The organism is Arthrobacter sp. ZBG10 (assembly GCF_001238605.1).
Lineage (GTDB): Bacteria > Actinomycetota > Actinomycetes > Actinomycetales > Micrococcaceae > Arthrobacter.
Genome location: NZ_LFQH01000002.1, coordinates 1 through 25,326, shown reverse-complemented (window position 1 = coordinate 25,326; position 25,326 = coordinate 1). Strand labels below are relative to the sequence as shown.

General features: G+C 67.5%; 26 protein-coding genes. 10 read left to right on the top strand and 16 right to left on the bottom strand.

Annotation, left to right across the window (positions count from 1 at the left end):
* Positions 1-227: 227 nt before the first annotated feature.
* Positions 228-1,046, bottom strand: a complete 819-nt coding sequence (locus tag ACU18_RS00520; protein WP_331456798.1) for an A/G-specific adenine glycosylase — start codon at positions 1,044-1,046, stop codon at positions 228-230.
* A 282-nt stretch (positions 1,047-1,328) separates the two neighbouring features.
* On the opposite strand from ACU18_RS00520, the gene ACU18_RS00515 reads away from it, so the two are divergent.
* Positions 1,329-1,997, top strand: a complete 669-nt coding sequence (locus tag ACU18_RS00515; RefSeq protein ID WP_050683569.1) for a hypothetical protein — start codon at positions 1,329-1,331, stop codon at positions 1,995-1,997.
* A gap of 39 nt (positions 1,998-2,036) precedes the next feature.
* On the opposite strand, the gene disA is transcribed toward ACU18_RS00515, so the two are convergent.
* From disA to ACU18_RS00475, 8 genes are all read right to left on the bottom strand, one after another.
* On the bottom strand, positions 2,037-3,113 hold the full coding sequence (gene disA / locus ACU18_RS00510) for a DNA integrity scanning diadenylate cyclase DisA (protein WP_050683571.1): 1,077 nt from the start codon (positions 3,111-3,113) through the stop codon (positions 2,037-2,039).
* 352 nt (positions 3,114-3,465) lie between these two features.
* On the bottom strand, positions 3,466-4,425 hold the full coding sequence (locus ACU18_RS00505; RefSeq protein WP_231685966.1) for a carbohydrate kinase family protein: 960 nt from the start codon (positions 4,423-4,425) through the stop codon (positions 3,466-3,468).
* Complete coding sequence (locus ACU18_RS00500) at positions 4,410-5,906, bottom strand: glycoside hydrolase family 32 protein (RefSeq protein WP_050683568.1); 1,497 nt, start codon at positions 5,904-5,906, stop codon at positions 4,410-4,412. Before ACU18_RS00500 ends, ACU18_RS00505 begins: the two co-directional genes overlap by 16 nt.
* A gap of 52 nt (positions 5,907-5,958) precedes the next feature.
* Complete coding sequence (locus ACU18_RS00495) at positions 5,959-7,569, bottom strand: ABC transporter substrate-binding protein (RefSeq protein WP_050683567.1); 1,611 nt, start codon at positions 7,567-7,569, stop codon at positions 5,959-5,961.
* 122 nt (positions 7,570-7,691) lie between these two features.
* Positions 7,692-8,657: a carbohydrate ABC transporter permease gene (locus tag ACU18_RS00490; RefSeq protein ID WP_050683566.1), complete on the bottom strand. Its 966-nt coding sequence runs from the start codon at positions 8,655-8,657 to the stop codon at positions 7,692-7,694.
* 7 nt (positions 8,658-8,664) lie between these two features.
* Positions 8,665-9,657 (bottom strand): ABC transporter permease, encoded by a 993-nt coding sequence (locus ACU18_RS00485; protein ID WP_050683565.1) that lies wholly within the window; start codon positions 9,655-9,657, stop codon positions 8,665-8,667.
* On the bottom strand, positions 9,654-10,697 hold the full coding sequence (locus ACU18_RS00480) for a LacI family DNA-binding transcriptional regulator (RefSeq protein WP_231685965.1): 1,044 nt from the start codon (positions 10,695-10,697) through the stop codon (positions 9,654-9,656). The genes ACU18_RS00485 and ACU18_RS00480 overlap by 4 nt, the downstream gene beginning before the upstream one ends.
* 183 nt (positions 10,698-10,880) lie before the next feature.
* Complete coding sequence (locus tag ACU18_RS00475; protein WP_050683563.1) at positions 10,881-11,096, bottom strand: hypothetical protein; 216 nt, start codon at positions 11,094-11,096, stop codon at positions 10,881-10,883.
* A 264-nt stretch (positions 11,097-11,360) separates the two neighbouring features.
* On the opposite strand from ACU18_RS00475, the gene ACU18_RS00470 reads away from it, so the two are divergent.
* From ACU18_RS00470 to ACU18_RS00445, 6 genes are all read left to right on the top strand, one after another.
* On the top strand, positions 11,361-12,974 hold the full coding sequence (locus ACU18_RS00470) for a peptide chain release factor 3 (protein WP_050683562.1): 1,614 nt from the start codon (positions 11,361-11,363) through the stop codon (positions 12,972-12,974).
* 10 nt (positions 12,975-12,984) lie between these two features.
* Complete coding sequence (locus ACU18_RS00465; RefSeq protein WP_050683561.1) at positions 12,985-14,214, top strand: beta-ketoacyl-[acyl-carrier-protein] synthase family protein; 1,230 nt, start codon at positions 12,985-12,987, stop codon at positions 14,212-14,214.
* Positions 14,215-14,304: 90 nt separating this feature from the next.
* Positions 14,305-15,063, top strand: coding sequence for a LamB/YcsF family protein (locus ACU18_RS00460; RefSeq protein ID WP_050683560.1), 759 nt, complete (start codon positions 14,305-14,307; stop codon positions 15,061-15,063).
* Positions 15,060-16,754 carry a carboxyltransferase domain-containing protein gene (locus tag ACU18_RS00455; RefSeq protein ID WP_050683559.1) on the top strand — a complete coding sequence of 565 codons (1,695 nt, stop codon included), beginning with the start codon at positions 15,060-15,062 and terminating at the stop codon, positions 16,752-16,754. Before ACU18_RS00460 ends, ACU18_RS00455 begins: the two co-directional genes overlap by 4 nt.
* Positions 16,751-18,481, top strand: coding sequence for an acetyl/propionyl/methylcrotonyl-CoA carboxylase subunit alpha (locus ACU18_RS00450; protein ID WP_050683558.1), 1,731 nt, complete (start codon positions 16,751-16,753; stop codon positions 18,479-18,481). The genes ACU18_RS00455 and ACU18_RS00450 overlap by 4 nt, the downstream gene beginning before the upstream one ends.
* 49 nt (positions 18,482-18,530) lie before the next feature.
* Positions 18,531-19,229 (top strand): GntR family transcriptional regulator, encoded by a 699-nt coding sequence (locus tag ACU18_RS00445; RefSeq protein WP_050683557.1) that lies wholly within the window; start codon positions 18,531-18,533, stop codon positions 19,227-19,229.
* A gap of 74 nt (positions 19,230-19,303) precedes the next feature.
* Here the strand turns inward: ACU18_RS00445 and ACU18_RS19120 are convergent, their stop codons facing one another.
* From ACU18_RS19120 to ACU18_RS00420, 6 genes are all read right to left on the bottom strand, one after another.
* On the bottom strand, positions 19,304-19,477 hold the full coding sequence (locus ACU18_RS19120) for a CsbD family protein (RefSeq protein ID WP_082178094.1): 174 nt from the start codon (positions 19,475-19,477) through the stop codon (positions 19,304-19,306).
* 270 nt (positions 19,478-19,747) lie between these two features.
* Positions 19,748-20,368 carry a hypothetical protein gene (locus tag ACU18_RS00440; protein ID WP_050683556.1) on the bottom strand — a complete coding sequence of 207 codons (621 nt, stop codon included), beginning with the start codon at positions 20,366-20,368 and terminating at the stop codon, positions 19,748-19,750.
* Between the two features lie 121 nt (positions 20,369-20,489).
* A complete protein-coding gene (locus ACU18_RS00435) occupies positions 20,490-21,050 on the bottom strand; it encodes a DUF6286 domain-containing protein (protein ID WP_050683555.1) in 561 nt (186 codons plus the stop codon).
* Positions 21,047-21,448 (bottom strand): Asp23/Gls24 family envelope stress response protein, encoded by a 402-nt coding sequence (locus ACU18_RS00430; RefSeq protein WP_050683554.1) that lies wholly within the window; start codon positions 21,446-21,448, stop codon positions 21,047-21,049. The genes ACU18_RS00435 and ACU18_RS00430 overlap by 4 nt, the downstream gene beginning before the upstream one ends.
* Positions 21,445-21,627: a hypothetical protein gene (locus tag ACU18_RS00425; RefSeq protein ID WP_050683553.1), complete on the bottom strand. Its 183-nt coding sequence runs from the start codon at positions 21,625-21,627 to the stop codon at positions 21,445-21,447. The genes ACU18_RS00430 and ACU18_RS00425 overlap by 4 nt, the downstream gene beginning before the upstream one ends.
* A gap of 151 nt (positions 21,628-21,778) precedes the next feature.
* The gene (locus tag ACU18_RS00420) at positions 21,779-22,294 is read right to left on the bottom strand and encodes an Asp23/Gls24 family envelope stress response protein (RefSeq protein ID WP_050683552.1); all 516 of its coding nucleotides are present in this window, start codon (positions 22,292-22,294) and stop codon (positions 21,779-21,781) included.
* 266 nt (positions 22,295-22,560) lie between these two features.
* Here ACU18_RS00420 and ACU18_RS00415 point away from each other — a divergent pair, with 266 nt between their 5' ends.
* The 3 genes from ACU18_RS00415 to ACU18_RS00405 are packed head-to-tail and all read left to right on the top strand — an operon-like array spanning position 22,561 to position 24,270.
* Positions 22,561-23,289, top strand: coding sequence for an RNA polymerase sigma factor (locus ACU18_RS00415; RefSeq protein WP_050683551.1), 729 nt, complete (start codon positions 22,561-22,563; stop codon positions 23,287-23,289).
* Entirely contained in the window at positions 23,280-23,882 is a 603-nt protein-coding gene (locus ACU18_RS00410) for an Asp23/Gls24 family envelope stress response protein (protein WP_082178093.1), read from the top strand. The genes ACU18_RS00415 and ACU18_RS00410 overlap by 10 nt, the downstream gene beginning before the upstream one ends.
* Positions 23,872-24,270, top strand: coding sequence for a hypothetical protein (locus ACU18_RS00405; protein WP_050683549.1), 399 nt, complete (start codon positions 23,872-23,874; stop codon positions 24,268-24,270). Before ACU18_RS00410 ends, ACU18_RS00405 begins: the two co-directional genes overlap by 11 nt.
* Before the next feature lie 6 nt (positions 24,271-24,276).
* Here ACU18_RS00405 and ACU18_RS00400 read toward each other — a convergent pair whose 3' ends face one another.
* A complete protein-coding gene (locus ACU18_RS00400) occupies positions 24,277-25,110 on the bottom strand; it encodes a putative hydro-lyase (RefSeq protein WP_050683548.1) in 834 nt (277 codons plus the stop codon).
* Positions 25,111-25,326 lie beyond the last annotated feature (216 nt).

The window sequence follows — 25,326 nt, the reverse complement described above, 5'->3', positions numbered from 1 at the left end:
AGCCGCCCCCGCCGTTGGTCCACCCCGCCACGCTGCCGGTCACGGTGGCCCGGGCCTTGGGCCAGCTGGCCATCTGCTCCGACTGGCGCCGCGTGGTCCGCACGGTCCGGATAATCGCGAAAACGGCGGCCACCATAAACAGCGCCCACACGCCATAGATGATCATTCTCATGCGTTCCCCCTGGTTGCGTTATGTCCGAAGTATGCCATTTTGCGGCCGCAGCCCCTCAGGCCGGAAGCCGGTAGCCGCCGTGTGCGAGCTCCGCCAGCCCATCCGTGAGCAGCCCGGCCAGCGCCCGTTCCAACTGTTCAGGCGCTGAATTGAGCCGGTGCAGGGCAGCCAGCGGCACACCGATTCCTTCCGGCGCGAACCCCAGGTCCGCAGGCGGGGCCTGGAACAGGTCCGGGGTAACCGGCGCGTCCGCGAGGCGCAGGACGGCAAGCACGGCGCCGCGGACCTGCCGGTCGGTGCCGTGCCACGCCTGGCCTTTGGGGATGTACGACGGCGGCGGCTCGCCTGCGGCCAGCCACGCACAGGAGTCCCGGACCGGGCAGGCAACGCATTTGGGTGCCCGGGCCGTGCACACCATGGCGCCCAGCTCCATGACCGCGGCGTTCCAGCGGACGGAGGCGCCGTCGTCGGCCGGCAGCAGCGCGGTGGCCAGGCGCATCTCGGCTGCGGTCAGGGCGGGGGCCGGCAGTGCCGTTCCGGATACCAGGCGGGCGTGGACGCGCCGGATGTTGGTGTCCACCACAGTTTCGCGTCGGCCGAATGCGAAGGCCGCCACCGCGGCGGCCGTGTAGCTGCCCACACCAGGCAACTGGAGCAGTTCGGAATGGGTTGCGGGGACGCTGCCACCATGGTCCTGCACAATGGCGGCCGCCGCCGCGTGGAGCCGCAATGCCCTGCGCGGATATCCGAGCCTTCCCCAGGCCCGGACGGCTTCTCCTGCCGGAACTGCTGCCAGGGCAGCGGGGGTGGGCCAGCGTTCCAGCCATTCGTGCCAAACGGGCAGCACCCTGACCACGGGTGTCTGCTGCAGCATGATCTCGCTGACCAGGACGCCCCAGGGGCTGCAGGCCGGATCCCGCCAGGGCAGGTCGCGGGCGGTTTCGTCAAACCAGCCGTTGATCTTTGCGTGCAGGGAACTGAGCCCGGCTTCGCCGCCGGCAGGCGGCGCGGGAACTGTGGTGGTGGGGGTTTTGGTATCGATCCCCACACTGTAATGGAAGTTCTCCGGCGGGTTGAAACGCGATGTGACCAGCTCGTTGGCCGTCCGGCGGCGTGGTGGCCCCGCAGAGCAGTGCCGGTTCTCTAGCCTAGGAGGATGGGCAGGCAAGGCAGTACATCATCGCGCGGTAAAAGCGCGGCTTCGGCGGCAACGGGTGCCGGCAGGCCGGGCGCTGCCGTGTACCGGCGCCGCAGGCTGTTTGCCGGCGGCGCACTGCTCCTGGCGTTGGCCCTGCTGATGGGCGGGCTGGCCCTGGGCGGCGCCTTCGGCGGCGGGTCGGAGCAGGCCTCAGCCACGGACCCCGCTCCCAGCGGAACAGCCGCCGCGCCAACCAGTGCCGCTGCCACCCCTACTCCCACGCCGTCCGCGGCCCCGTCCTGCAACCAGAACCTGGTCACCATCTCCGCAGCCACGGACAAGGGCGCCTACGGGCCGGACGACAAACCGCTGCTGACCCTGAAGGTCACCAACGGCGGCACCATGCCCTGCGAGGTCAACATCGGCACCTCGCAGATGGAATTCCTGGTCACCAGCGGTGCCGACCGGATCTTCTCGTCCCGGGACTGCCAGTCCACCAGCGAGGACCTCATCAAAACCATCGCGCCCGGTGCCAGCGAAACGGCCAACTTTCCGTGGTCGCAGGCCAGGAGTGTTGAAGGCTGCCAGCCGGTTTCGGCCAAGCCCGGCGGCGGTGGGGCCTACTACATCTTCACCGCGAAGCTCGGCTCCAAAGCCAGCCCCAAGGCTGTTTTCCAGCTCAACTGAGCCGGTTTGTGGCCGCGGTCCAGTTTTGCCGGGCCGGGGTTAGAGAAAGCGGTCCAGCAGGCTGGCCTCGGCCATGCGGCTGAGACCTTCCCGGACCGTGCGGGCACGCTGGTCGCCGATGCCGTCCACTGTCATCAGGTCATCGATGGTGGCGGCCATCAGGAACTGGAGCCCGCCGAAGTGGTCCACCAGCCGGTCCGCCACGGCTTTGGGAACCGCCTTCAGGCCGGACAGGAGCCGGTACCCGCGGGGCTGGACCACGGCGTCAAGGTTGTCCACGCCGCTGGCGAAGCCCACCATGCCGGCGATCCTGCTGAGGTCGATCAGTTCGGTGGGGCCCAGGTTGACCAGGGCGCTCACGGCCTTTTCGATGTCCTCGGGGGAAGCATCGGGGCCCGCGTAGTCGCGGATGATCACATCGCTGCCCGGCCCGCGGCCCACGGTGAGTTCATCCAGCTGCAGGGAGAGCAGCCTGCCGTCCTCACCGAGCTCCAGGACGTACTGGGCTATTTCCTCGGAAATGCGGCGGACCATTTCCTGCCGCTGCAGGGTGACGGCGACGTCCCGCACCGTCACCATCGCCTCGATCTCCAGGGCGGAGAGGGAACTGGTGACCTGGTCAAGCCGGGAGCGGTACCGCTCGAGGGTGGCCAAGGCCTGGTTGGCGCGGGCCAGGACCTTTTCCGAACCCTCCAGCACGTGCCGCAGGCCGTTGACGTAGAGGGCGATGATCTGCATGGACTGGCTCACGGAAATGACCGGGACGCCCGTCTGGATGGCCACGCGCTCCGCGGTGCGGTGCCGGGTGCCCGATTCCTGGGTTTCGATGCTGGAGTCCGGGACCAGCTGGACGGCGGCGCGCAGGATGTTTCCCGCGTCCTTGTCGCAGATGATGGCCCCGTCCATCTTGGCCAGTTCACGCAGCCGGGTGGGGGAGAAGTCGATGCCGATGTCGAAGCCGCCCGAGCAGATGGAGTCGATGGTCCGGTCCGAGCCCAGGACGATCAGCGCACCCGTCCGGCCCCGGAGGATCCGTTCCAGGCCGTCACGCAGCGGAGTCCCGGGCGCCACCCTGCCCAGCGTTGCCTTGAGTGATTCTTCAGGGCTCCGCGCCATGGTTGTCCCTTCAAAGGTGCGGACCTGTGCCCGCCGGAATGCCGGCTTCCGCACTCTGCCGGCAGGATGAAAAGTGCATAGTTTCCTGCAAGCTCAATGATAGGGGTAAGAATTGTGTCCATCCGCACAGGCAAGCCTTAAAGTGCCCCGTGGGAAGGGAGCGGCGCAGGGGGTCCGAATGCCTCCCCGCGTTGTGCCCGGGAGGGCGCTTTTGGCCCGGCCGTGCCGCATGCCCGGGGCGCCGTGTGCCCTGCCGGACCGCCAAGCCCCGCCCCACCCAACTAGGTCGCAGTTGTTGTCGTTTTGGGGGCTCATAACGACAACAACTGCGACCTAGTTGGGGGGAATGGGATCAGGCGGGGTGGGGCACCTTCAAGGCGGCCGCCAGTTCAGCAGCTGTGGGCGGGTTGGCGCCGGGCCGGCCCACGGTGATCGCCGAGGCCGCCGCGGCCATCCGGCCCAGCCCTTCCACGGTGGCCGGTTCCAGTTCGCCCGGCGCTACCGCCAGCAGGCCGGAAATCAGGGCCGCCATGTAGGAATCGCCGGCCCCGATGGTGTCCGCCACTACGGAAGGTACCGCCGGAACATGCAGCGTGGTGACCGGGGTAGCCAGCAGCGCCCCCTCCGCGCCGAGGGTCACCACTGCCAGGCGTGCGCCGCGCCGCACCAGTTCCGCCGCAACGTCCGCCGGATCGCGGCGGGGATACAGCCAGGCTGCATCCTCGTCGCTGAGTTTGATGACATCCGCCAGCTGGACCAGGTCCTCAAAGCCGGCCAGGGTTGCCGCGTGGCTGCCCAGCAGGTCCGGGCGGATGTTGGGATCGTAGGTGACCAGGGAGGTGCCCTGCGCCTGCTCCAGGAGGCCGCGGACCGATTCGGCGCCCGGGGCAAGGAAGCTGGCGATCGAACCGGTGTGCAGCACCCGGGGTGGCGCCGTTAGCGCGGCGGAATCCCAGGCCGGCAGGTCCCAATGGATGCTGAAGCTGTAGCGGGCCGATCCGTCCGGCGCCAGGGTGGCGGCGGCAGTGGAGGTGGGCCCGGTCCTCGGCGACCCGGACAGGATCCCCACCCCTGCCCGGACCAGGTGCTCCGCCACCAGCGCGCCGTGCCGGTCCGTGCCCAGGCAGGTGAGGAAGCCCGTGGGCACACCCAGCCGGCCCAGGCCGTAGGCCACATTGGCGGGGGAACCGCCGGGATGTTCGGTGGTGCCGGCGCTGGTGGTGACGATGTCCACCAGCGCCTCGCCCACCACCACCACGTCAAGGCCGGTGCCACGGGTGTCCTGGGCCGCCACGGTCAGGCCACGTCCCACAGCTGCAGCGAGGCGCCGGCGGTGCCGCCGTCCGCGAACAGGCTGATGGTGCTGTGGGCCGGGTCCGGGAAGATCAGTTCGGTCATGCTGACCAGGCCGTCCTGGCCAAAAACCTCCACGGAGCAGTGGTCAACAAAGATCCGGAGCGAGTAGGTTCCGTCCGGGCCCGGCAGGATGGGCGCCGTGCTGGCAGAGGCAAACGATGGGTCGAAGCCGGTGTCGCCGGACAGCGTCCGGTCCAGGACCAGGCTGCCGGCACCGGGCCGGATGCTGATCCGGGTCCCGGCAGTGCCGTCGGCGGCGCCGCGGACCACAATGCCGAACACGTCAGCCGATTCCGGCGTGAAGGTGACGTGGAGCAGCTGGACCGGGGTGCCGCCGTCGACCGCCAGGCTGCCGGCGACGGCGACCTCCGTGCGGGCGGCGGCCTCCGCTCCTGCGGTGACCTCCGGCGCGATGGCCTGGACCAGCCGGGGCTGCCCCGCAATTTCGGTGAGCCACACGTCGCGGACCAGGCTCATGGGGCTCCGCCACGGCGCGGTGGGGATCCGGTTGGCGTACTGCCAGTTGTTCATCCAGCCGATCATCAGCCGCCGGCCGGCCGGGACGTTGCTGAAGGACACCGCGGCGTAGTAGTCCCGGCCCCAGTCCAGCCAGTGGTAATCGGCCAGCCGGGAGTCGTCCTGCAGGCCTTCGGTGACGGTGGTTTCGGAGCTGAACCGTGTGCCGTCGAAGTGGCCCACAAAGTACTGTCCGGCCGAACCGCCGTTGGGGCCGCCGGGGTTCATGTTCACGGTGAGCACCCACTTGGTGCGCTCCGGGTTGCCGTCCACCGGCAGCTCGAAGAGGTCAGGGCACTCCCACACCCCGCCGGTGCCGTTGGCGGGCCCGAAGGTGCTCAGGTACGTCCAGTCCAGCAGGTTGTCCGACCGGTACAGCAGCACCGCGAAATCCAGAGCCTCGACGGCGGCCATGACCCAGTAGCTGCCGGCGGGGCCCTCGTACCGGAACACCTTGGGGTCCCGGAACTCCGGCGAGTTCCGGGTCAGGACGGGGTTCCCGGCGTACTTGGTCCACGTGTAGCCGCCGTCCGCGCTCCAGGCGACCGACTGCGCCTGCGTGCCCTGGTGCTCGGAGGCCGGCCGGTAGGCGCTGGTGTAGAGGGCCACCAGCGGCGCCGTCCCGGCCGCCCCGAGCCCCGAGGTGTTCTCCTGGTCCACCACGATGCTGCCGGAGAAGATCTCTTCGGTTTCATCGCAGCGGATGGCCACCGGCTGTTCCACCCAGTCCACCAGGTCCGTGGAGGTGGCGTGGCCCCACGACAGGTTGCCGTGGACGTTCCCGTACGGGTTGTTCTGGAAGTACAGGTGGTACGTGCCGTCGAGGAACACCAGGCCGTTGGGGTCGTTGAGCCAGGTGTCCCGGGCGGCGAAGTGGCGTGCCGGCCGGTAGGCCTCAAGGGTGGGCGTGGCGGGGTTCATGGATGCGTCTCGTTTCGTGCTGCAGGTGCGGGCTGGCGTGCTGTGTTTTGGGTCAGGAGTTTTGCTGGAACCGGTCGTAGGCCTGCTGGTAGATGTCGATCATCCGGTCCACGCCAACGTTCTCCAGTTGGGAGACGTAGCCGTCCCATTCGCTGTCGATGCCGCCGGAGACAATCCACTTGGCAGTGGTCTGCTTGACCAGGGCGGAGACGTCGGTTTCGATGGTGCCGATCTGCTGGATTTCCTCGTTTGACAGGGCCACCGGCGGGTAGCCGTCATTGGCTGCAAACGGTTTGTAGTTTTCCTGGATGGTCTTTTGCCGTTCCGCGGCGCGGGGCTCGGGGGCCACCACTTTCTCGAAGTTTTCGGCGGTGTTGGCCTTGGGGCCGCCGGGGGCCACCTTCTGGCGGCGCTCGCCTTCGCTGGTCCCTGCCGGAGCGGGGATCTGGGTCAGCAGGCCGGTGGCGGCGTCCTTCTGCAGGGTTTCGCCGATGGGGCCCCAGTTGGCCTGTGCTGACTGGAGGGGGTCGTAGAGGTTGTCGGCCCAGCGCATGGTGGCTGCCGGGTACTTGTTGGTCCGGGTCACGGCGAAGGCGCCGCGGGCGATCTCCTGGTTGTTGGACTGGCTGGCCAGCCGCTTGCCGTCCACGCCTTCGAGGACGGGCAGCAGCGCGTAGTCCGCCGCCCGGTCAGCGCCCACCATTTCCTTGATTTCCCACCAGACGAACGAGCCGAGGTTTGCCGTCCCGGCCTTGCCCTTGGCCAGGTACGCCTTGTCGTCCTGAGAGAAGGACTCCGGATCGATCAGGCCTTCCTGGTACCACTGGTGCAGGGTGCCGATGGCTTTTTTGTAGCCGTCCTGCGTGGCGGTGTAGATGACTTTGCCGTCCTGGACGATCCGGTGGTCCATGTTGTCTGGGACCCCGCCCAGGGCGGCGATGAGGTCCACGATGTCCCCGCACCACGAGCCGGGCATAAAGCTCAGCGGGATGGTCCGGCCCGTCCCGGAGGCGTCCTTGGCCTTGAACGCCAGCAGGGCGTTGTGGAGTTCGTCAACAGTTTTAGGCATCGGGATGCCGAGCTTGTCCAGCCAAGCGGTATTGATGGCCATTTCGTTGGGGAACTGGACCAGGCCCAGCTCCTCAACGGAGGGCAGGGAGTAGATGTGCCCGTCGGAGGAGGTGATGGCAGCCTTGATGTCCGGCCGGTCCGCCAGGATTTTAGCCAGGTTCGGGGCGTTTTTTTCGATCAGGCCCTCCAGCGGGACCAGGGTGCCGCTGGCGGCGTAGGTGGTGATTTCCGCGTCGGTGAGGCCGCTGTTGAAAAACGCGTCCGGCAGGTCGCCGCTGGCCAGGATGAGGTTCTTCTTTTCCTTGAACACCGCTTCGGGGAGGTTTTCCCAGTCGATGTGCACATTGGTGTCCTTTTCCCACTGCTGCACCAGCGACATGCTGCCGTAGTCAGGGGCCAGGGCGGATTTGGTGCCGGAGAACGTGAGGGTCAGCTTGTCCTTGACGATCGGGAAGCCGGTCTCCTGGAAGCCGAATTCGGCGGAGGCGTCCTGGATCTCGGCGGTGCCTTTGGAGCCCGAGCAGGCGGTGAACAGCATTGTTCCTGCCATGAGGGTGCCAAGGACGGCGAGTTTGCGGCGGCTGGTGGCCATGGGTCGATCCTTTTCTTGGTGCGGGACTTGGTGCGGGACTTGGTGCGGGAGGTGCGGAAGGTGCGGAAGGTGGGGCGGCGGCGCGAGGGGAGTGCCGCCGTCGGACGATACGGAAGGGAGCGTCAGCTCTTGACGGCGCCGATCATGGTGCCCTTGGTGAAGTGCTTCTGCATAAACGGCAGCGCGATCATCAGCGGGAGGCTGGAGACCACGATCATGGCGTATTTGGTAAGTTCGCCGATCCGCTGGGCTGCCGCGTAGGACTCGATGTCCCCGCCGGTGGTGCCGGCGGAGGAGACGTCGGACTGGATGAGGATGTTCCGCAGCACCAGCTGCAGCGGGTACTTGGTGTCGTCGTTAAGGAAGATGAGGGCGTCGAAGAACGAGTTCCAGTGCGCCACCACATGGACCATGACCATCAGCATGATCAGCGGCTTGGAGAGCGGGAGCACCATCCTGAAGAAGAACGTGAAGTCGTTGGCGCCGTCCATTTGGGCGGCTTCGCGGAGTTCGCCGGGGATGGTGTGTTCGAAGAAGGACCTGGCGATGATGAGGTTCCACACGCCTACCGCGCCGGGCAGGACCACCGCCCAGACCGTGTCCAGCATGCCCAGGTCGCGGACCACCAGGTACTTGGTGATGAGGCCGCCGTCGAAAAACATGGTGATGACAAAGAGCAGCATCAGGATTTTCCGGCCGGGCATGTCCTTGCGGGACAGGGCGTAGGCGCCGAACAGGATGGTGGTGACGCTGATGGCGGTGCCCAGGACGGTGTAAACCACCGTGTTTCCCAGGCCATTCCAGATCCGGCTGTCCGCGAAGATCCGCTGGTAACCCTCCAGTGTGACGCCGGAGGGGAACAACCAGACTTTGCCTTCGTAGACGGCGTTGGGATCGCTGATGGAGGCGATCACAATGAAGTAGAGGGGATAGACGACGGCGATGATGGACGCCGTGAGGATGGTGACCGCGGCGACGTTGAAGGCGGAGTCCGCCCACCGGTCGCGGAAGGAGAAGGTCCGCTTCGGGGCCGGAACCTGGCGGGCGGGGGTGGCCGGTGCGGGCACGGGCTTGGTGTTCAGGGACATAGCGGCATCACCAGAGGGTTGCTTGGTTGGCCCGGCGCGCAATCGTGTTGAAGACGAGCAGCAGCACCAGGTTGAGGACGGAGTTGAACAGGCCGATCGCGGCCGAGTAGCTGAACTGCGCCTGCTGCAGCCCGGCGTGGTAGACGTACGTCTGGATGATTTCCGACGTCGGCAGGTTCAGGTTGGTCTGCATCAGCAGTGCCTTCTCGAAGCCGACGTTGAGCAGGTTGCCGATGGCCAGGATGAACAGGACCGTGATGACGGGCATGATGCCCGGCAGGTCGATGTGGCGGATCCTTTGGAGCTTGGAGGCGCCGTCCACTTTGGCGGCGTCATGCAGGGCCGGGTCGATGCCGGACAGCGCCGCCAGGTAGACGATCATGGCGAAGCCGGCGTTCTGCCAGACATCCGAGATGACGTAGATGGGCCGGAACCACTCCGCCGAGCCCATAAAAAACACGGGCTCGCCGCCGGCCAGCTGGATGGCGTTGTTCACCAGGCCGGACCGCGGGGAGAGCAGCACAAACATGATGCCAACCACCACCACCGTGGAGATGAACGCCGGTGAATACAGCACCGTCTGCGTGAACTTCTTGAACCGTTCGCTCTGCAGCTGGTTGACCAGCAGGGCCAGGATGATGGGGATGGGGAACGCCACCACCAGGCCCAGGACAGCGATCCAGAGGGTGTTTCCCACCACCTGGCCGAACTGGTACGAGTTTACGAACCGGACGAAGTGCGCCAGGCCCACCCAGGGGCTGTCGGTGAAGCCGTCCACGGGGTTGTAGTTGCGGAAGGCGATCTGCACGCCGTACATCGGCCAGTATTTGAAGACGGCAATGTAGATGAGTGACGGCAGTAGTAATACGTATAACTGCCACGCCCTGGCCGCCCTTTTCAGGCGCAACGGCAGCGGCTTGCGGTGTGTGGCCCGTTGGGTGGACCTGTTGGGGGCGGCCGGCGGCGGTGCCGGCGTTGTCCCGGCCGCGATGCGGCTCATGGCAACTCCTTTGGATGTGTTACTGAATTGCGTTCCACCAGCGGGCAAGCCATGTATTCGACGGTCCCGTCGGGTTCGGCGCCCTGCAGGATGAGGTCCACAGCGCGGCGCCCCATTTCGATGAAGGGCAGTTCGAGGGTGGTCAGTCCCGGCCGCAGGTGCGGGGCGAGAGTTTCCTGGTTGTCGAAGCCGACGATGGAGACATCGTCGGGGATCGAGATGCGCAGCTCCGAGGCGGCCTGGTAGGCCCCCCATGCGGTGCGGTCGTTGGCGCAGAAGATGGCGGTGGGCGGGTGGCCGCCGCGCATCAGTTCCATGGTGTGGGTGAAACCGTCGAGTTCGTTGCCGCTGCCAAACCGGACCAGGTCCGGGTTGGCCGGGACCCCGGCCTCGGCGAGGGCGCGGACGTAGCCGTTGAAGCGTCCGACGGCGGCCGGCAGTTCGCTTTCCAGCGTTTCGATGTTGATCATCGCCACGCGCCGGTGCCCGGCATCGAGCAGGCGGCGGGTGGCCGTGTAGCCGCCCAGCTCCTCGTCCGGCGCAACGCTGGGGAGCCGCCGCTGGCGGTCCTGCGAGTTCAGGACAACCGAGGGGACGCCCGAGAGGGCTTCGGGGACGTCCAGCCGGCGGTGGTACATGCCGGCATAGACAACTCCCGCCACCTTGTAGGAAAGCATGGAGTCCAGCGACGCGGTTTCCAGGGCCTTGTTGCCGCCGGTGTTCATGGTCAGCAGGAGGAGCCCGTCCTCCCAGGCCCTTTCCTGGGCGCCTTCGATGATCTTGCCGGCGAAGGGGGTGGTGGCCACGGCGTCGCCGAGGAAGCCGATAATGCCGGAGACGCCGTCGCGCAGGGTTTTGGCGTGGGCGTTGGTGCGGTAGCCGAGCTCCTGCACCGCGTCCTGGACCCGGACGCGGGTTTCCTCGGAAAACCGGCCGCCGGATGCCTGGTTGAGGACCAGCGATACGGTGGCCTGGGAGACGCCGGCGGCTGCCGCGACATCATGCATGGTGGGTCCGGAATGGGGTCGGGACCTTGCCATCGGGCACCTCCTTGGGCCTTGGGTGATACGTGACAGTTATTCGTATAACTGCGAACAGGAAAAACTGTAACCTGCGCCATAGTGGTGCGTCAACAGTCCCCCGCCTCCGACTCCCAACTAGCTAGCAGTTGTTGTCGTTATGAGCCCCCAAAACGACAACAACTGCTAGTTAGTTGGGGAGGGTCAGGGGCTGCGGCGCTCGCGGACCATCCGCTCCAGGTCCGAGCTGACCCGCAGCAGCGAGGCCGCGCGCAGGGCGCGGTGCTCCGCGGCGCTTTGCTGGCCCCGGCGCTGGTTGGCCGGCGGTGGCGATCCGCCGGCGGCTGGGCCCTGCTGGCGCGGGGCGGCCGCTGCGAACGGATCGAAGAAGGGGTTGTAGGAAACCGGAACGCCGTGCACCGCTCAGTCCCCCGTCCAGGAAGGCAGCATGCCGGCAGGGGAGCGGCCCCCGGGTGGTGTCCTGCTGGGGCGCCGGTTCGCTGCGGTGATCATCCGGCCACGCTAGCGGGCCTGCATTTCGTTGTTTTGAACGTCCGGTTTCGGTGGCGTTAAGCGGGCGGGCCGCCGTTTGCGGCCCTGCGATAAACTGGAACTTGGCTTTTCCGCCGCCCCACAGGTTCCGCCAGAGCCCCGGGCAGACCCCACCGCAGCGAAGGTAGCACCGTGTCCCAAGAAGTCCTGACCCCCGCCCGGATCTCCGGGATCCACAAAGAGGCGGGCCGCCGCAGGACCTTTGCTGTCATTTCCCACCCTGACGCGGGCAAGTCCACCCTGACCGAGGCCCTGGCGCTGCACGCCAAGGTAATCGGCACCGCCGGCGCGTCCAGCGGCAAGGCCAACCGCAAGGAAACCGTCTCCGACTGGATGCAGATGGAAAAGGACAGGGGCATTTCCATCAGCTCCGCCGCCCTGCAGTTCTCCTACCGCGACACCGTGATCAACCTCCTGGACACCCCCGGCCACGCCGACTTCTCCGAGGACACTTACCGCGTGCTGGCCGCCGTCGACTGCGCCGTTATGCTGGTGGACGCCGCCAAGGGCCTGGAAACACAGACCATGAAGCTCTTCGAGGTCTGCAAGGCCCGCAACCTCCCCATCATCACCGTCATCAACAAATGGGACCGCCCCGGCCTCGACGCCCTGGCCCTGATGGACGAAATCACCGAACGCACGGGCCTCCAGCCCATGCCCCTGACCTGGGCCGTGGGCATCTCCGGTGACTTCCGCGGCGTCTGGAACCTGCGCAACGACCGCTTCGCCCGGTTCCAGCGCAATAACTCCGGCGCCCAGATCGCCCTCACCGAATACTTCACCCCGGACCAGGCCGCCGAAAGCCAGGGCAAGGATTGGACCGACGCCGTGGACGAGGCCGGCCTGGTGATCGAGTCAAACCTCGAATTCGATGTGGAAAGCTTCCACGCCGGCACCGCCACCCCCATCCTCTTCAGCTCCGCAGCTCTGAACTTCGGGGTCAAGGAACTGCTGGATGCCCTGGTGGACTTCGCGCCGCCGGCCGCACCCCGGCCTGACGTGGAGGGCAACGCCCGCCCGGTGGAATCCCCGTTCTCCGGCTTCGTCTTCAAGGTCCAGGCCGGCATGAACAAGGCCCACCGGGACCACGTCGCCTTCATCCGCGTCTGCTCCGGTGTGTTCGAGCGCGGCATGGTGGTCACCCAGACCCGTACCGGGAAATCGTTCGCCACAAAGTACGCCCAGCAGGTTTTCGGCCGGGAACGCGAAGTCATCGACGAGGCCTTCCCGGGAGACGTGGTGGGCCTGGTCAACGCGTCCTCCCTCCGCGTGGGTGACAGCCTTTTCCTGGCCGACCCCGTGGAATATCCGGCCATCCCGCTGTTCGCCCCCGAACACTTCCAGGTGGCACGGTCCAAGGACCCCAGCAAGTTCAAGCAGTTCCGGCGCGGCATCGAACAGCTCGAGCACGAGGGCGTCATCCAGGTGCTCCGCTCTGACGTCCGCGGCGACCAGGCCCCTGTGCTGGCCGCCGTAGGCCCCATGCAGTTCGAGGTGGTGGAGGACCGGATGGCCCACGACTTCAGCGCGCCCATGCGCCTGGAGCGCCTGCCGTACTCGCTGGCAAGAATTTCGACGGCGGATGCCATGCCTGCCCTGGCCAACGTCACCGGCACCGAGGTGCTGCTGCGGTCCGACGGCGAATACCTTGCGCTCTTCAACGACGTGTGGGCCCTGCGCCGGATCGAGAAGAACCACCCCGACCTGACCCTGGTGCCCATCGGCACGCACAACCCCGCAAAGTAGGGCCCAAAACATGAATGCAGTCCAGCCACGTGCCCTGGTGACCGGCGCCGGAACCATCAACCCGCTGGGGTCCTCGGTGGCAGGGACCTGGGCCGGCCTCCTGGCCGGGAAGTCCGGAATCGCGGAACTGGACGAACCCTGGGCGGAGCAGCTGCCTGTAAAAATCGCGGGCCGCGCGCCGTCGGACCTCTCCGGGCACCTGAGCACCCGCGAGATCAAGCGCATGGACCGCTGCGGCCAGCTCGCGCTGATCGCTGCCCGGGAAGCGTGGGCCCAGGCCGGCGCCCCGGACGTTGACCCCGAGCGCTTCGCGGTGGTGATCGGCTCTGCGTACGGCGGGCTGGGCTCCACCCTGGAGCAGGACCGGACACTGGCCGCCTCCGGCCCGCGCAAAGTCTCCCCGCACACCCTGACCCGGCTGATGGTCAACGGCCCGGCGGCCTGGGTATCGATCGACCTCGGGGCCCGCGGCGGCGCGCGGACTCCGGTCAGCGCCTGCGCCTCCGGGGCTGAGGCGATTGTCCAGGGTGCCGAAATGATCCGCTCAGGAGCTGCCGACGTCGTGATTGCCGGCGGTGTTGACGCCTCAGTCAACGACCTGGTGATCACCGGCTTTTCGCAGATCCGCGCCTTGTCCACCCGCCCCGGCGATCCGCAGCTGGCCTCACGCCCGTTCGACGGCGGCCGGGACGGTTTTGTCCTCGCGGAGGGCGCAGGTGTGGTGGTGCTGGAAAGCGAAGCCCACGCCCGTGCCCGCGGCGCCGCCATACTGGGCGCGGTGGCCGGCGGGGCCGTGACGTCCGATGCCAACGACATCGTTGCCGCCGATCCGGCGATGCAGCGCCGCGTCATGCAGAAAGCGCTCGAGTCGGCGGGCCTGGAAGCGGCCGCCATCGGGTTTGTGCACGCCCACGCTACCTCCACTCCCGTGGGGGACAAGCTCGAGGGGCAGGCCATCAACGCCATCTTCGGGCCCAATGTTCCGGTGACCTCCACCAAGGGACACACCGGCCACCTGCTGGGCGGCGCCGGCGCGCTGGCCGCAGTTGTGGTCCTCGAAGCCCTGCGCACCTCGCAGCTGCCGGCCACCCTGAACATGGAGGCGCTGGATCCGGAAGTTGACCTCGACGTGGTGACCGGACAGGTCCGCAACCTTGCCGCGGACGCCCCGCGAGCGGGCCTGGTCAACGCCTTCGGCTTCGGCGGGCACAGTGTGGCGCTGGTGATCACCGCCGGCTGACGGGCCGGCAAACTGGCGCCGAAAGATTGTTGAACAATCTTGCGGCGTAAGGCATGATGGTTGAAGAATCCAACCTGAGACGAGGGTCACATGCCGCACATCGATCTGAACAGTGACGTCGGGGAATCCTTCGGCAACTGGACCATGGGGGACGACGCCGCCGTCTTCCGGCACGTCACCAGCGCCAACGTGGCCTGTGGCTTCCACGCCGGGGACCCGGTCACCATCGCCCAAACCTGCCGCGACGCCGTGGCGGCGGGTGTGACCGTCGGCGCCCACGTGGGCTACCGGGACCTGGCCGGCTTCGGCCGCCGCTTCCTGGACTGCTCCGCCGTGGAACTAGCGGACGATGTCCTGTACCAGCTCGGCGCGCTGCAGGCGCTGGCCCGCGCCGCCGGCACCGAGGTCAGCTACGTCAAGCCGCACGGCGCCCTGTACAACGCGATTGTGCACCACGAGATCCACGCGCAGGCAGTGGTGGACGCCGTCCACGCCTTCAACCCGGAGCTGCCGCTGTTGCTCCTACCTGGCGCCGTGGCGCAGAAGAAAGCCGAAGCCCGCGGCATGACGGCCCTGTCCGAGGCCTTCGCCGACCGCGCCTACAATCCGGACGGCACCCTGGTGTCGCGCCGCGAGGAAGGCGCGGTGCTCCACGACCACGCCGCCATCACGGCCAACATGGTCCGGCTGGCCACGGAGGGCACCATCGTGGCCCGTGACGGGTCCGTCCTGAAAGTGCAGGCGGACAGCATCTGCGTGCACGGCGATACCCCCGGCGCGGTGGCCATGGCCGGCGCGGTCCGGTCAGGCCTTGCCGCCGCCGGCGTCACCGTGCGGAGCTTCGCGTGAGCATCACCGGCGTCCGCTGGTCCGGCCCCAACGCGGTCCTGGTGGAGCTCACCGGGCTGGCCGGCGTCCTTGCCCTCCACGACCGGCTGCAGGCCGAGCCGCTCCCCGGGCAGCTCGACGCCGTCGCCGGAGCAGCCACGGTGCTGGTCAAGTTCGGCTCCCGCTTCCACGCCGGGGCTGCCCGCGGGTTGCTGCCGCACCTGGACCTGGCGGCCCGCGGCCACCACGCGGGCAATGAGGTCACCATCGAGGTGGTGTACGACGGCGAGGATCTCGCCGAGGTGGGCCGCCTGACCGGCCTGGGTGCCGACGGTGTGGTGGCCGCCCACACCGGGCAGGTGTGGACGGGCGCCTTCGGCGGCTTTGCCCCGGGCTTCACCTACCTCGTGGGGGAAAACGACTCCTTGTCGGTGGCGCGGCGCAGCTCGCCCAGGACGGCCGTGCCGGCCGGCTCCGTGGCGCTGGGCGGGGCCTTCTCGGCCGTCTACCCGAGGCAGTCGCCCGGCGGCTGGCAGCTGCTGGGCCACACGTCCGCCGTGATGTGGGACCTGGGCCGGAAATCGCCGGCGCTGGTGCGGCCGGGGGATACCGTCCGCTACGTTGCCGTCCGCGAGAGGGTGGCAGTGCGTTCGGCCGTGGCCCCGGGCCCTGGGTCCGCGCCGGACCAGGCAGGCAGCGGGCTCCTGGTGCAGGCTCCGGGGCTGCAATCGCTGGTCCAGGACCTAGGCCGGCCGGGATTCGGCGACCTCGGCGTTTCCGTGTCCGGCGCCGCTGACCCGCGCTCGGCCCGCCAGGCCAACCGGCTGGTGGGCAACGAACCGGGTTCCGCCGTCGTCGAAAACCTCCTGGGCGGACTTGCTGTCCAGGCCCGGGGCGACCAGGTCCTGGCAGTCGCCGGCGCTGCCGTCCGCCTGGAAGTCCGCGACGCCGACAACCAGCTGCTGCGGACGCCGGCCCTGCACACACCTTTTGCCCTGCTCGACGGCGAGACGCTGAGCCTCGGCGCCCCCGGAACCGGTGTGCGGAGCTACTTGGGCGTCCGTGGCGGGCTGGCGGTGGAGCCCGTGCTGGGCAGCCGGTCCAGCGACTCGATGTCCGGTATCGGACCGCCGCCGCTTGCTGCCGGCATGTTCCTGCCCATCGCTCCGGTGACCGGCGTCCATCCCGTGGGCCCGGCGGAAAGCACCCTGCTGTCCGTCGCGGACGGCCCCACAGAGCTGCGCGTCACCCTCGGCCCCCGCGATGATTGGTTTGGTCCGGCCGCCTTCACGGCCCTGGCCGGGCAGGACTGGCTGGTCAGTGAACAATCCAACCGGATCGGGGTCCGGCTCACGCCCGGACCTTCCGGCGGGGCCTGGCCGGCTGGTGAAGCAGCCACGCCGGGAGCTCCCGGCGCAGCGCTGGTCCGGACCCGCGAGGGTGAGCTCCCCAGTGAAGGAACGGTACCCGGCGCGTTGCAGGTACCGCCCAACGGCCACCCCGTCCTTTTCCTGGCCGACCATCCGGTGACCGGCGGCTACCCGGTGATTGCCGTGGTTGTGCCCGGCGACCTGCCGTTTGCGGCGCAGCTGCAGCCCGGCCACCCTGTCCGGTTCACCGTTGTGGACCCCACCACCCTCGCACCGGCAAACCAGGAACCTCCCCACCATGGTGAACCGGATCAGACCGCTTCAGAAGGAACCCAGCCATGAAAAAAGTCCTGATTGCCAACCGCGGCGAGATCGCCGTGCGGATCGCCCGCGCCTGCGCCGACGAGGGGCTGCAGTCCGTGGCCGTCTACTCCGACCCGGACGCTGACGCCCTGCACGTGCGGCTGGCGGACGAGGCGTACGCACTCGGCGGCAGCACAGGCGCCGAAACGTACCTGGACATCGGCAAGATCCTGGCGGCCGCCGGCCGCTCCGGTGCCGACGCCGTGCACCCCGGCTACGGCTTCCTGTCCGAGAACGCAGAATTCGCGGAAGCTGTGATCGGGGCCGGCCTCACCTGGATCGGCCCGTCACCGGATTCCATCCGCTCCCTGGGCAACAAAGTCACCGCACGTGCCATCGCCGTTCGGGCCGGGGCGCCGCTGGTGCCCGGCAGCGACGGCCCGGTGGAAAACGCCGAGGACGTGCTCGCGTTCGCCCGGGCACACGGACTTCCGGTGGCCATCAAAGCAGCTTTCGGCGGCGGCGGCCGCGGCCTGAAGGTGGCGCGCCGGATGGAGGACGTGGCGGATGCGTTCGAATCGGCTGTCCGCGAATCCACCGTGGCTTTTGGCCGCGGCGAGTGCTTTGTGGAGCGGTTCCTGGACCGGCCGCGGCATGTGGAAGCCCAGGTCCTGGCCGATACCCACGGGAACGTGGTGGTGGTGGGGACCCGGGACTGCTCACTGCAGCGCCGGAACCAGAAACTGGTGGAGGAAGCCCCCGCGCCGTTCCTGACAGCAGGGCAGCGCGCGCAGATCCACGAATCGGCCAAGGCCATCTGCCGCGAGGCGGAGTACCACGGCGCCGGAACCGTGGAATACCTGGTGGGCGCGGACGGGATCATCTCCTTCCTGGAGGTCAACACCAGGCTCCAGGTGGAGCACCCGGTCACCGAGGAAACCTCCGGCGTGGACCTGGTCCGCCAGCAGTTCCGCATTGCCGCCGGCGGCGCCCTTGACCTTGCGGCGGACCCCGAACCGAAGGGCCACGCCATCGAGTTCCGGCTCAATGCGGAAGATCCCGCCCGGGGGTTCCTGCCCGGGCCCGGCACCGTGGTGGCCTTCGAACCGCCCACCGGCGCCGGGATCCGCGTGGACACCGGCGTCCGCTCCGGGTCGGTGGTGCCCGGCGAATACGACTCGCTGCTGGCCAAGCTCATTGTCCACGGTGAAGACCGGCCGCAGGCGCTCCGGCGGGCAGCGGCTGCGCTGGCCGAGATGCGGATCGAGGGCCTGCCCACCGTCCTGCCATTCCACCGGGCAGTGGTGCGCCACCCCGCGTTCACGGCTGAGGAGGGACTGGGCATCCACACCACCTGGATCGAAAACGACTTCGCCGGGGAGCTGGCGGCGTCCCCCGAGATCGCCCGCACCAACCCCGGCGCGGCACGGCGGACCCTGACCGTGGAGATTGACGGCAAAGCCGTGCAGTTGGGCCTGCCGGAGCAGTTTTACGCGGCGCTCCTCACCGGCGGCGGCGCGGGCGGCCAGGCAGTGGCGGACGCTGCGGAGCAGGACGACGCCGGCCTGGCCTCGCCGATGTCCGGGTCACTGGTGAAATGGGTGGCCGAAGATGGCCAGGTCGAAGCCGGCCAGGCCGTCGCCGTGCTGGAGGCCATGAAGATGGAAACCGCGGTAACGGCCCACCGGAGCGGCACCTGGACGCGAGGCGCACAGGAGGCGGGTGCCGCCGTCGGACGTGGTGATCTTCTGGGCCGGATCTCGTAGCCGGCCTTCGACGGCCTGGCGGTCCCGGAACGTTGAGTAGATTGGACGGATGCCCATGAACGAAGCACTCCAGGGGATCGCCGACGGCGGCCACGCAGCCCACGCCCATACCGGGGCGTGGGTTGCCGGCGTGCTCCGCGCCCGGATTTCGGCCGGCCAGTTGCCGCCCGGGTCAAAACTGTCCGAACAGAAGCTCTCGGAGGCCCTCGGGGTTTCCCGCAACACCCTCCGTGAGGCGTTTACGGTGCTGGCCGGCGAGTCCGTGGTGCAGCGGATCCCGAACCGGGGCGTCTACGTTGCGGCCCCGGGGCCGGACGATGTGCGCGAGATTTACCGGGTCCGTCGCCTGATCGAACCCGCCGCCGTGCTGTGGGGCGATATCGACGAGGCTGCCCTGACCGGCCTCGAAGCCATTATGGCCAAGGCGCAAGCAGCCCGTACCGCGGCATCGGTGCAGGGGATGGCGGACGCCAACCAGGACCTCCACAAGGCGCTGGTGGCGCTTTCCGGCAGTTTTTCCCTGAACGATCTGATGGAGAAGGTACTGGCCGAGATGCGGCTGGTCTTCCACGCCATGGGCCCCACGCCGGACTTCCACAGCCACTACGTGGACAGAAATGTGGCCCTGGTGGCGCAGCTTCGCGCGGGGCAGCGCGACGAAGCTGCGGCCGGGCTTCGCCGGTATCTGGAAGATTCCGAACAGGAACTGCTGGTGCACCTTGGGGCTGCACCGTCACCCGGCAGGTGAACCCGGATTAAAAGATGTGTGCGGCGGCCCTTCCGGGGCCACCGCACACATGCTGACAGGCTGGTGCTGGAAAATCAGTTTTTGAAAACGTCCTTGACGTTCTCGCCGGCCTTCTTCGCCGAAGCACCGGCCTGATCGGCCTTGCCCTCGGCTTCAAGCTTGTCGTTGTCCGTTGCCTTGCCGGCAGCTTCCTTGACCTTGCCTACAGCGCTCTCGGCTGCGTTCTGGATCTTGTCTCCGATACCCATGTCTGCATTCCTTCCTGTTGCTGCGTTTACTTTTCCATTTGGCCACCCATTGCTGGGAGGATCCTGGACAATCGTCATACGTTGTCCAGAAATTTTGTGCGACCGTGCTGTCCCGGTCAGGGCCGTCCGGGCGGTCTGGTGTTTTTCCTTGCCGACAGGCGGCCACGGAGCCACCCGGCCACTGCGGTGACGACGACGGTAATGATCTTGTTCCTCATACCAGGTTCCTTCCTATGACGTTGGGCGGGGTGTTGACAGGCAGGTGTGCGGCTACAGAACCGCGGCTTTGTCGTTGCCCCGCTGGGTGCTGATGTTGAAAAGTACTGCCACTTTGCGGAGCGGAACCTCAAGGGCCGTCTCGAGGTTTGCTGTTACCTCGCCGTTGATCCGGGAGATGACGTCCTGGATGTCTGCCCGGTCCTCGACTTTGACGTCCAGGTTCAGCTCGGGCTGGTTCGCGCTGCCACGGATCAGTGCTGATGCCGAGGTGACGCCCGGCAACGCCTCAACTTCGTGGGCGACCGCGTCGGCCACAACCCGGGGTTCACACCTGGTATACCCGTCCCGGCCATGGTCGGAGTGCAGCCGCAGGGTGGAAGCCTGGTGGCGGCGGGGGATCTGGGCGCCGAGCCAGGAGAGCGCCAGCAGGGCGATGAGTGCTGCGCCGGCCAGGATCAAGGCTGCACCAACGGGATTCGCCACAGCGTCGAGCGGGGGGCCGGCGAAGACCGGGTTTTCCGGTGCGGCAGGGACCAGTGCAAGGTTGGCGGCGGCGGCCAGGTCCTTACCCAGCCCACTGGCGAGCAGGACACCGGCACCGCCGGCGAGGAGCAGCACTACCGCGATGACCGCCAGCCATGCCCGGTTGAGCCTGCCTGCTGTTTCCCTCATGGTGTGTCCTTTTCTTTCTGCAACGGGGCCTTTGTTCTGCCCCGCCTGCCGACCTTGGCTGGCATCGAGTGGTTCGTGGTCCTGACCGGGCCAGGCGCTAATGCCTGGGAAAGTGGAGGGTTCATCCGCTGCTCCTGACCCGGACGCTGACCCGTGGAGGCTGCGTCAGGCCAACGGTGCGGAACTTCTCCTCCAGGGACTCCTTGATGTCACGGGACAACGATCCGGGTTCATTCAGGCTGGTGGATACCACGACGGAGACCGATTTTCCGCTGGCCGTAGCCGAACTGGACTCGACGCCGTCAGTTTGGTCAGCATGTGCTGCCGCGAGCCTGGCGAGGCCCCGGCGGCTGATGACGGTCTCTGTCAGCCCGGTGGAGGAAGAGCCGGTGATGGCTGCTCCCGTGCGCCGGCCAGGGAGCACCGCAGCAAACAGCAGGAACACCCCTGCCAGCAGTACCACCACCGATGCTGCCCACACGCCTGGGTTGTTCCAGGTCAGCCCACTGACGGCATCGCCGGACGCCGCGATGAAGCCAGGCCAGGCCCCGCCTGCCAGGTAGGCAACGGCGCCCCAGATTGCCAGCCCCGCGAGGACCAGCAGGACAAGGGAGGTGGCGGCGGCAGGGACCGTGCGGCTGGACCGCCGCTGCAGCGACTGGGATACGGGTTGTGTGCTCATAGGAGTTCCCTTTGTCCGGAAGCGCCGGAAGTGGAGGTCAGTGATTCGAAGTCGATATCCACTTGCCGGACATCAATGCCGCAGGCGGCGCTGACTTTCTCCCTGACCTCGCTGCGGAGCCGGTCAGCCGTTGCCCGCAGTGGTGCGGGGTAGCGCACCCCGGCACTGATGTGCAGCGCAGCGACTTTCCCGCTGAGCCGGACCCTGACCTTGGGCCGGGCATCGTCAGCCCGGTGCGAGCCGATCCCAAGGAAACCGCCGGCCGTGCCATTAATGCCGGGAACCCCCGCCGCTACCTGGCCGGCAATTTTTTCGATGGCCTTCTCCGAGATGGTGAGCGATCCCCGTACTGCGGGCTCCGCCAATCCGCCCGGATGGCTGTTAATTGCCGCGCTCATCTGCGGGAGCTGGCTCGGCCGGTCAATGCGCTGAGGTCCAGCTTGCCCTCGATGATGCGGGCTGCGGCCAGTCCAAGGGCGCCGAAGACGGCAACCAGGAGGAACGCGGAGAACCCGCCGAAAGCTGCTGCGAATCCGAGGGCCAGGCCTGTCATCAGGCCAAGGGCTGTGGTGTTCATGGAATGCCTTTTCTGCTGCGGGGCTCCTGCACCTGACTGGCTTGCAGGAGGAGTGGCGGGGCGGCGGGGAAGACGCGGGGGCGGCACCTTCCCCGCCTGTGGAGATCCGGCCTGCTCGGGGGGCCTGCCGGATCAGCTGGGTCCGGGACTGTTACTGGAGATCCTTGTGGTTTGAATCTTCCTTGTCCTGGTCGTCCTCGGGGAGGTGGACGTCGGTGACGTTGATGTTCACCTCAATGACCTCGAGGCCGGTGGCGTCTTCCACCGATGCGATGACGTTCTTCCGGATCATCTGGCTGACTTCGACGATGGAGGCGTCGTGCTCCACCACGATCGTCAGGTCGATCGCGGCCTGCCGCTCACCCTTCTCCACGCTGACACCGCCGCTGACGTTGGTCTGCGAACCGGGAATGCGTTCGGTGAGGCTGCTGAACGCCCGGCGGCCGGCGCTGCCCATGGCGTAGACGCCCGGGACTTCGCGGGTGGCGATACCGGCGATCTTCTGGACAACCGTTTCGGCGATGGTGGTGTTGCCCTTGTCGGTCTGCAGCGGGCCGACGTTCCTGGCCTTCTCGGTTTCCTTGGAGTGCTGCTCTGCGCGGCGTTCCTGCTCTTCGCCCGTAGCGGGGACAACTGCTGCGCGGCGGGAGTTCTGTTCGTCTGCCATGGGAATCCGGTCTCCTTCAAAGTTTTTTGCGTACACAGATAAAGACGCAACCGGTGGGCAATCCTCACGGCCTGTTTGGTAAATTTCTCAAATTCTTTTTCCGGCCCCGGAAGGGGAGCCCCGGAATCCCCTCCGGTGCCCGTTGAACCGGTCCGGCCGGTTAGGCAGGCTGCTTACCTTATGCTGGTGGTGGCCTGCTGCCTGCTGATCAGGGAACGCCGGCCACGGGGGATCGTTTAGCGGCAAGCGGTCGAGGAAGAGAACACATGGACGAGACAACGGAGCCGGACCTGCAGGCTGACCTGCATCCCGTGCCGCCGGAAGTGCCCGCCCCCTTCGGTGCAGAACCGCGGGACCCGGCGAACGGCTGGGACGACGGGGTGTGGACGCCGCTGGACGAACTTGATGCCCTGACGGTCGTTTCCAGGGCGCAGGACGGGGACGTTGAAGCCTTTGAATGGCTTCTGAACGCCTATCAGGGTGGCCTGTTCCGGTTGTGCCTGCGGATGCTTGACGACAGGACCGAAGCGGAGGACCTGGTCCAGGAGACGTTCATCAGCGCGTGGCGGGCCCTGCCCAACCTCACGGTCCCGCAGGCGTTCGTTCCCTGGCTGTACCGGACGGCCACCAATAAATGCCTGGACCTGCTCCGCCGCCGGAAGGGCCGCCCACCCGCGGGAACCGGCCAGGCCGGCGTGGCCGGGGACCGGGGCGACGCGGGACAAGACACCACTGCGGGCGCCCACGCTAGTATCGGACAAGGGGCCGGCGCCGATCCTGCGAAGGAGTACGAGAACCAGGCGCAGATGCGGGCACTGTCGGATTTGCTGCAGACGGTGCCGCCCGGGCCCAGGGCTTGCTGGCTGCTCAAGGAAGTCCATGAATTCTCATACCGGGAGATTGCGGCAATAGTGCAGCTCCCGGAGAGTACCGTCAGGGGCCGGATTGCACGGGCCAAACGCTTCCTTGCAGAGGGGATGGAACCATGGCGATGAACAGTGACCGTCCCCGGCTGGGATGCGGACGTGACCTTGATGAGTTCTGGGCCACCATCGACGAACCACCCACCAGCCATGAGCTCTCCTGCCCGGACTGCCAGAGCGCACGCAACGCCCTCTACCACCTGGCCAGTGTCACTGAATCAATGCGCGAGCGTGACCGGACGGAGCCGTCACTTCAGCCGGGTAACCGGGTGAAGGAGGCGGTGATGATGGTTGCCCGTGCGGAAATCCGGCGCGGCCGCAAAACAGCCCTCAAGGACACCCCGCTCGGCAGGATCGACATCAGCGAGCAGGCGTTGACAGCGCTGATCCGTTTCGCCGCGTCCACCCTTACCGGGGTCCGCGCCCGGCGGTGCTCCATAGCCCCCATGCAACCAGGGACCCCCGTGCAACCAGGGACCACCGGTGTTCCGGTCCCCGAGGGAACCCAACTTACCGTCGAACTGCAGGTGGCGTTGGCTTCGACAGTGCGGATCCCGGACACCCTGGCGCAGGTACGCGAACGCGTCGGCGCCGTGGTGGAAGCCCAGACAGCACTGCTCGTCGGCTCGATCAATATCATTGTGGAGGACCTTTATGATCTCTGACCAGCCACTGGACGCCCGGGTGGTCAACCTCGATGTCCTCGCGGATGCGCTGACCGCGGCCCTCCTCAGCCAACCCGGGCTGCTCCGGCTCGAACCTACGGTGCGCAGCGTTATGCAGAAGTTCAAAATCACCTCGAAGGTGTTGCGCCAGGATACCGAAGCCGCGGGCGGCCAAACATCAACGGCCACGAGGGACGGGCTGCACATCACTGTTGACGACGGCCTGGTCCACGTCCAGGCCGATATCGCCACCGCAATTGACCACCGGGCCCTTGGCCTGGCGGAACACGCCCAGGAAATCATCGCAGATACGATCCGCCGCAACGGGCTGCGCGTGGGCGGCGTGGACGTCACCATCCTGGCCATCGAAGCCAGCCCCGGACACTGACCCCGGTCAGGGCACCAGGTAGGAACTGTCCCGGGCATCGGTGATCAGCATATGTCCCGGCGCGTGGCCGATCGCCAGTGGTGGCCCTGATTCCATCACGGCAGCCTGTGGGGTGACGCCGCAGGCCCAGAAGACCGGGATATGGCCCTCGGGGATCTCCACCGGATCGCCGAAGTGGGGCCGGGAGAGGTCGGTAATTCCCAGTTCCGCGGGGTTGCCCACGTGCACCGGGGCGCCGTGGACTGCCGGATACCGGGAGGTGATCCTCACGGCGTCGGCCACCTGGGAAGCGGGGATGGGCCGCATCGACACCACCATGGGCCCGGACATCCCGCCGGCAGGCTCGCATCGGAGGGACGTCCGGTACATTGGCACGTTGACCCCCTGATCGATGTGGGCCACGCGGATGCCACCTTCCTGCAGGGCGGCTTCAAACGTGAAGCTGCAGCCCACAATGAAAGTCACCAGGTCCTCGCGCCAGTAATCGAGGAGATGGGTGGGCTCGGCTGTCTTGATGCCGTTTTGGTACACCACATACCGGGCAACGTCGGTGCGGATGTCTCCGCCGGCAAGCAGCGCGCCGCTGGTTTCGCCGGCGTCCAGCACCCCCAGGATGGGGCAGGGCTTCGGGTTCCGCTGCGCAAACAGCAGCACGTCGAAGGCCTGGGCCTTGGGCACGATAATCAGGTTGGCCTGCGCATAGCCGGCGCTCCAGCCGGCCGTGGGTGCCACCAGGCCGGCTCTGAACAGGGCGCGGGCTGCGGCAGGGGCCAGGCCGGCGGGATGCTGGGGGACGGCGCTGGCCAGGGAGGCGGTTGCGGCGGGCTGCGTGCGGTTCATGGTGTTCCATCCAGCTGGCGGTGATCCGGGTCACGGTGCCATTCCAGCTTAGTGACTGTCTGCAAAGCACGCAATAGATTGTTGAACAATATTTGAACGCCGTGACGCGTCGGCAGAGAGAACGACGGCGGCGGGGTACCCGCCGTCGCCGCCCTCCCGTCCTTCTTAGGCGTCCACGGCGGCCTTTTCCGCCAGTGTGGGTTGGCCGTTGATGAG

Coding starts and splice junctions, on each gene's coding strand:
- ACU18_RS00450 (WP_050683558.1), top strand. CDS start 16,751: ATGAAAAAAGTCCTGATTGCCAACCGCGGCGAGATCGCCGTGCGGATC.
- ACU18_RS00405 (WP_050683549.1), top strand. CDS start 23,872: ATGATCTCTGACCAGCCACTGGACGCCCGGGTGGTCAACCTCGATGTC.
- ACU18_RS00500 (WP_050683568.1), bottom strand. CDS start 5,906: ATGAACCCCGCCACGCCCACCCTTGAGGCCTACCGGCCGGCACGCCAC.
- ACU18_RS00435 (WP_050683555.1), bottom strand. CDS start 21,050: ATGAGCACACAACCCGTATCCCAGTCGCTGCAGCGGCGGTCCAGCCGC.
- ACU18_RS00440 (WP_050683556.1), bottom strand. CDS start 20,368: ATGAGGGAAACAGCAGGCAGGCTCAACCGGGCATGGCTGGCGGTCATC.
- ACU18_RS00495 (WP_050683567.1), bottom strand. CDS start 7,569: ATGGCCACCAGCCGCCGCAAACTCGCCGTCCTTGGCACCCTCATGGCA.
- disA (WP_050683571.1), bottom strand. CDS start 3,113: ATGGCGCGGAGCCCTGAAGAATCACTCAAGGCAACGCTGGGCAGGGTG.
- ACU18_RS00480 (WP_231685965.1), bottom strand. CDS start 10,697: ATGGCAAGGTCCCGACCCCATTCCGGACCCACCATGCATGATGTCGCG.
- ACU18_RS00410 (WP_082178093.1), top strand. CDS start 23,280: ATGGCGATGAACAGTGACCGTCCCCGGCTGGGATGCGGACGTGACCTT.
- ACU18_RS19120 (WP_082178094.1), bottom strand. CDS start 19,477: ATGGGTATCGGAGACAAGATCCAGAACGCAGCCGAGAGCGCTGTAGGC.
- ACU18_RS00420 (WP_050683552.1), bottom strand. CDS start 22,294: ATGGCAGACGAACAGAACTCCCGCCGCGCAGCAGTTGTCCCCGCTACG.
- ACU18_RS00490 (WP_050683566.1), bottom strand. CDS start 8,657: ATGTCCCTGAACACCAAGCCCGTGCCCGCACCGGCCACCCCCGCCCGC.
- ACU18_RS00430 (WP_050683554.1), bottom strand. CDS start 21,448: ATGAGCGCGGCAATTAACAGCCATCCGGGCGGATTGGCGGAGCCCGCA.
- ACU18_RS00400 (WP_050683548.1), bottom strand. CDS start 25,110: ATGAACCGCACGCAGCCCGCCGCAACCGCCTCCCTGGCCAGCGCCGTC.
- ACU18_RS00465 (WP_050683561.1), top strand. CDS start 12,985: ATGAATGCAGTCCAGCCACGTGCCCTGGTGACCGGCGCCGGAACCATC.
- ACU18_RS00520 (WP_331456798.1), bottom strand. CDS start 1,046: ATGCTGCAGCAGACACCCGTGGTCAGGGTGCTGCCCGTTTGGCACGAA.
- ACU18_RS00485 (WP_050683565.1), bottom strand. CDS start 9,657: ATGAGCCGCATCGCGGCCGGGACAACGCCGGCACCGCCGCCGGCCGCC.
- ACU18_RS00460 (WP_050683560.1), top strand. CDS start 14,305: ATGCCGCACATCGATCTGAACAGTGACGTCGGGGAATCCTTCGGCAAC.
- ACU18_RS00425 (WP_050683553.1), bottom strand. CDS start 21,627: ATGAACACCACAGCCCTTGGCCTGATGACAGGCCTGGCCCTCGGATTC.
- ACU18_RS00415 (WP_050683551.1), top strand. CDS start 22,561: ATGGACGAGACAACGGAGCCGGACCTGCAGGCTGACCTGCATCCCGTG.
- ACU18_RS00515 (WP_050683569.1), top strand. CDS start 1,329: ATGGGCAGGCAAGGCAGTACATCATCGCGCGGTAAAAGCGCGGCTTCG.
- ACU18_RS00445 (WP_050683557.1), top strand. CDS start 18,531: ATGCCCATGAACGAAGCACTCCAGGGGATCGCCGACGGCGGCCACGCA.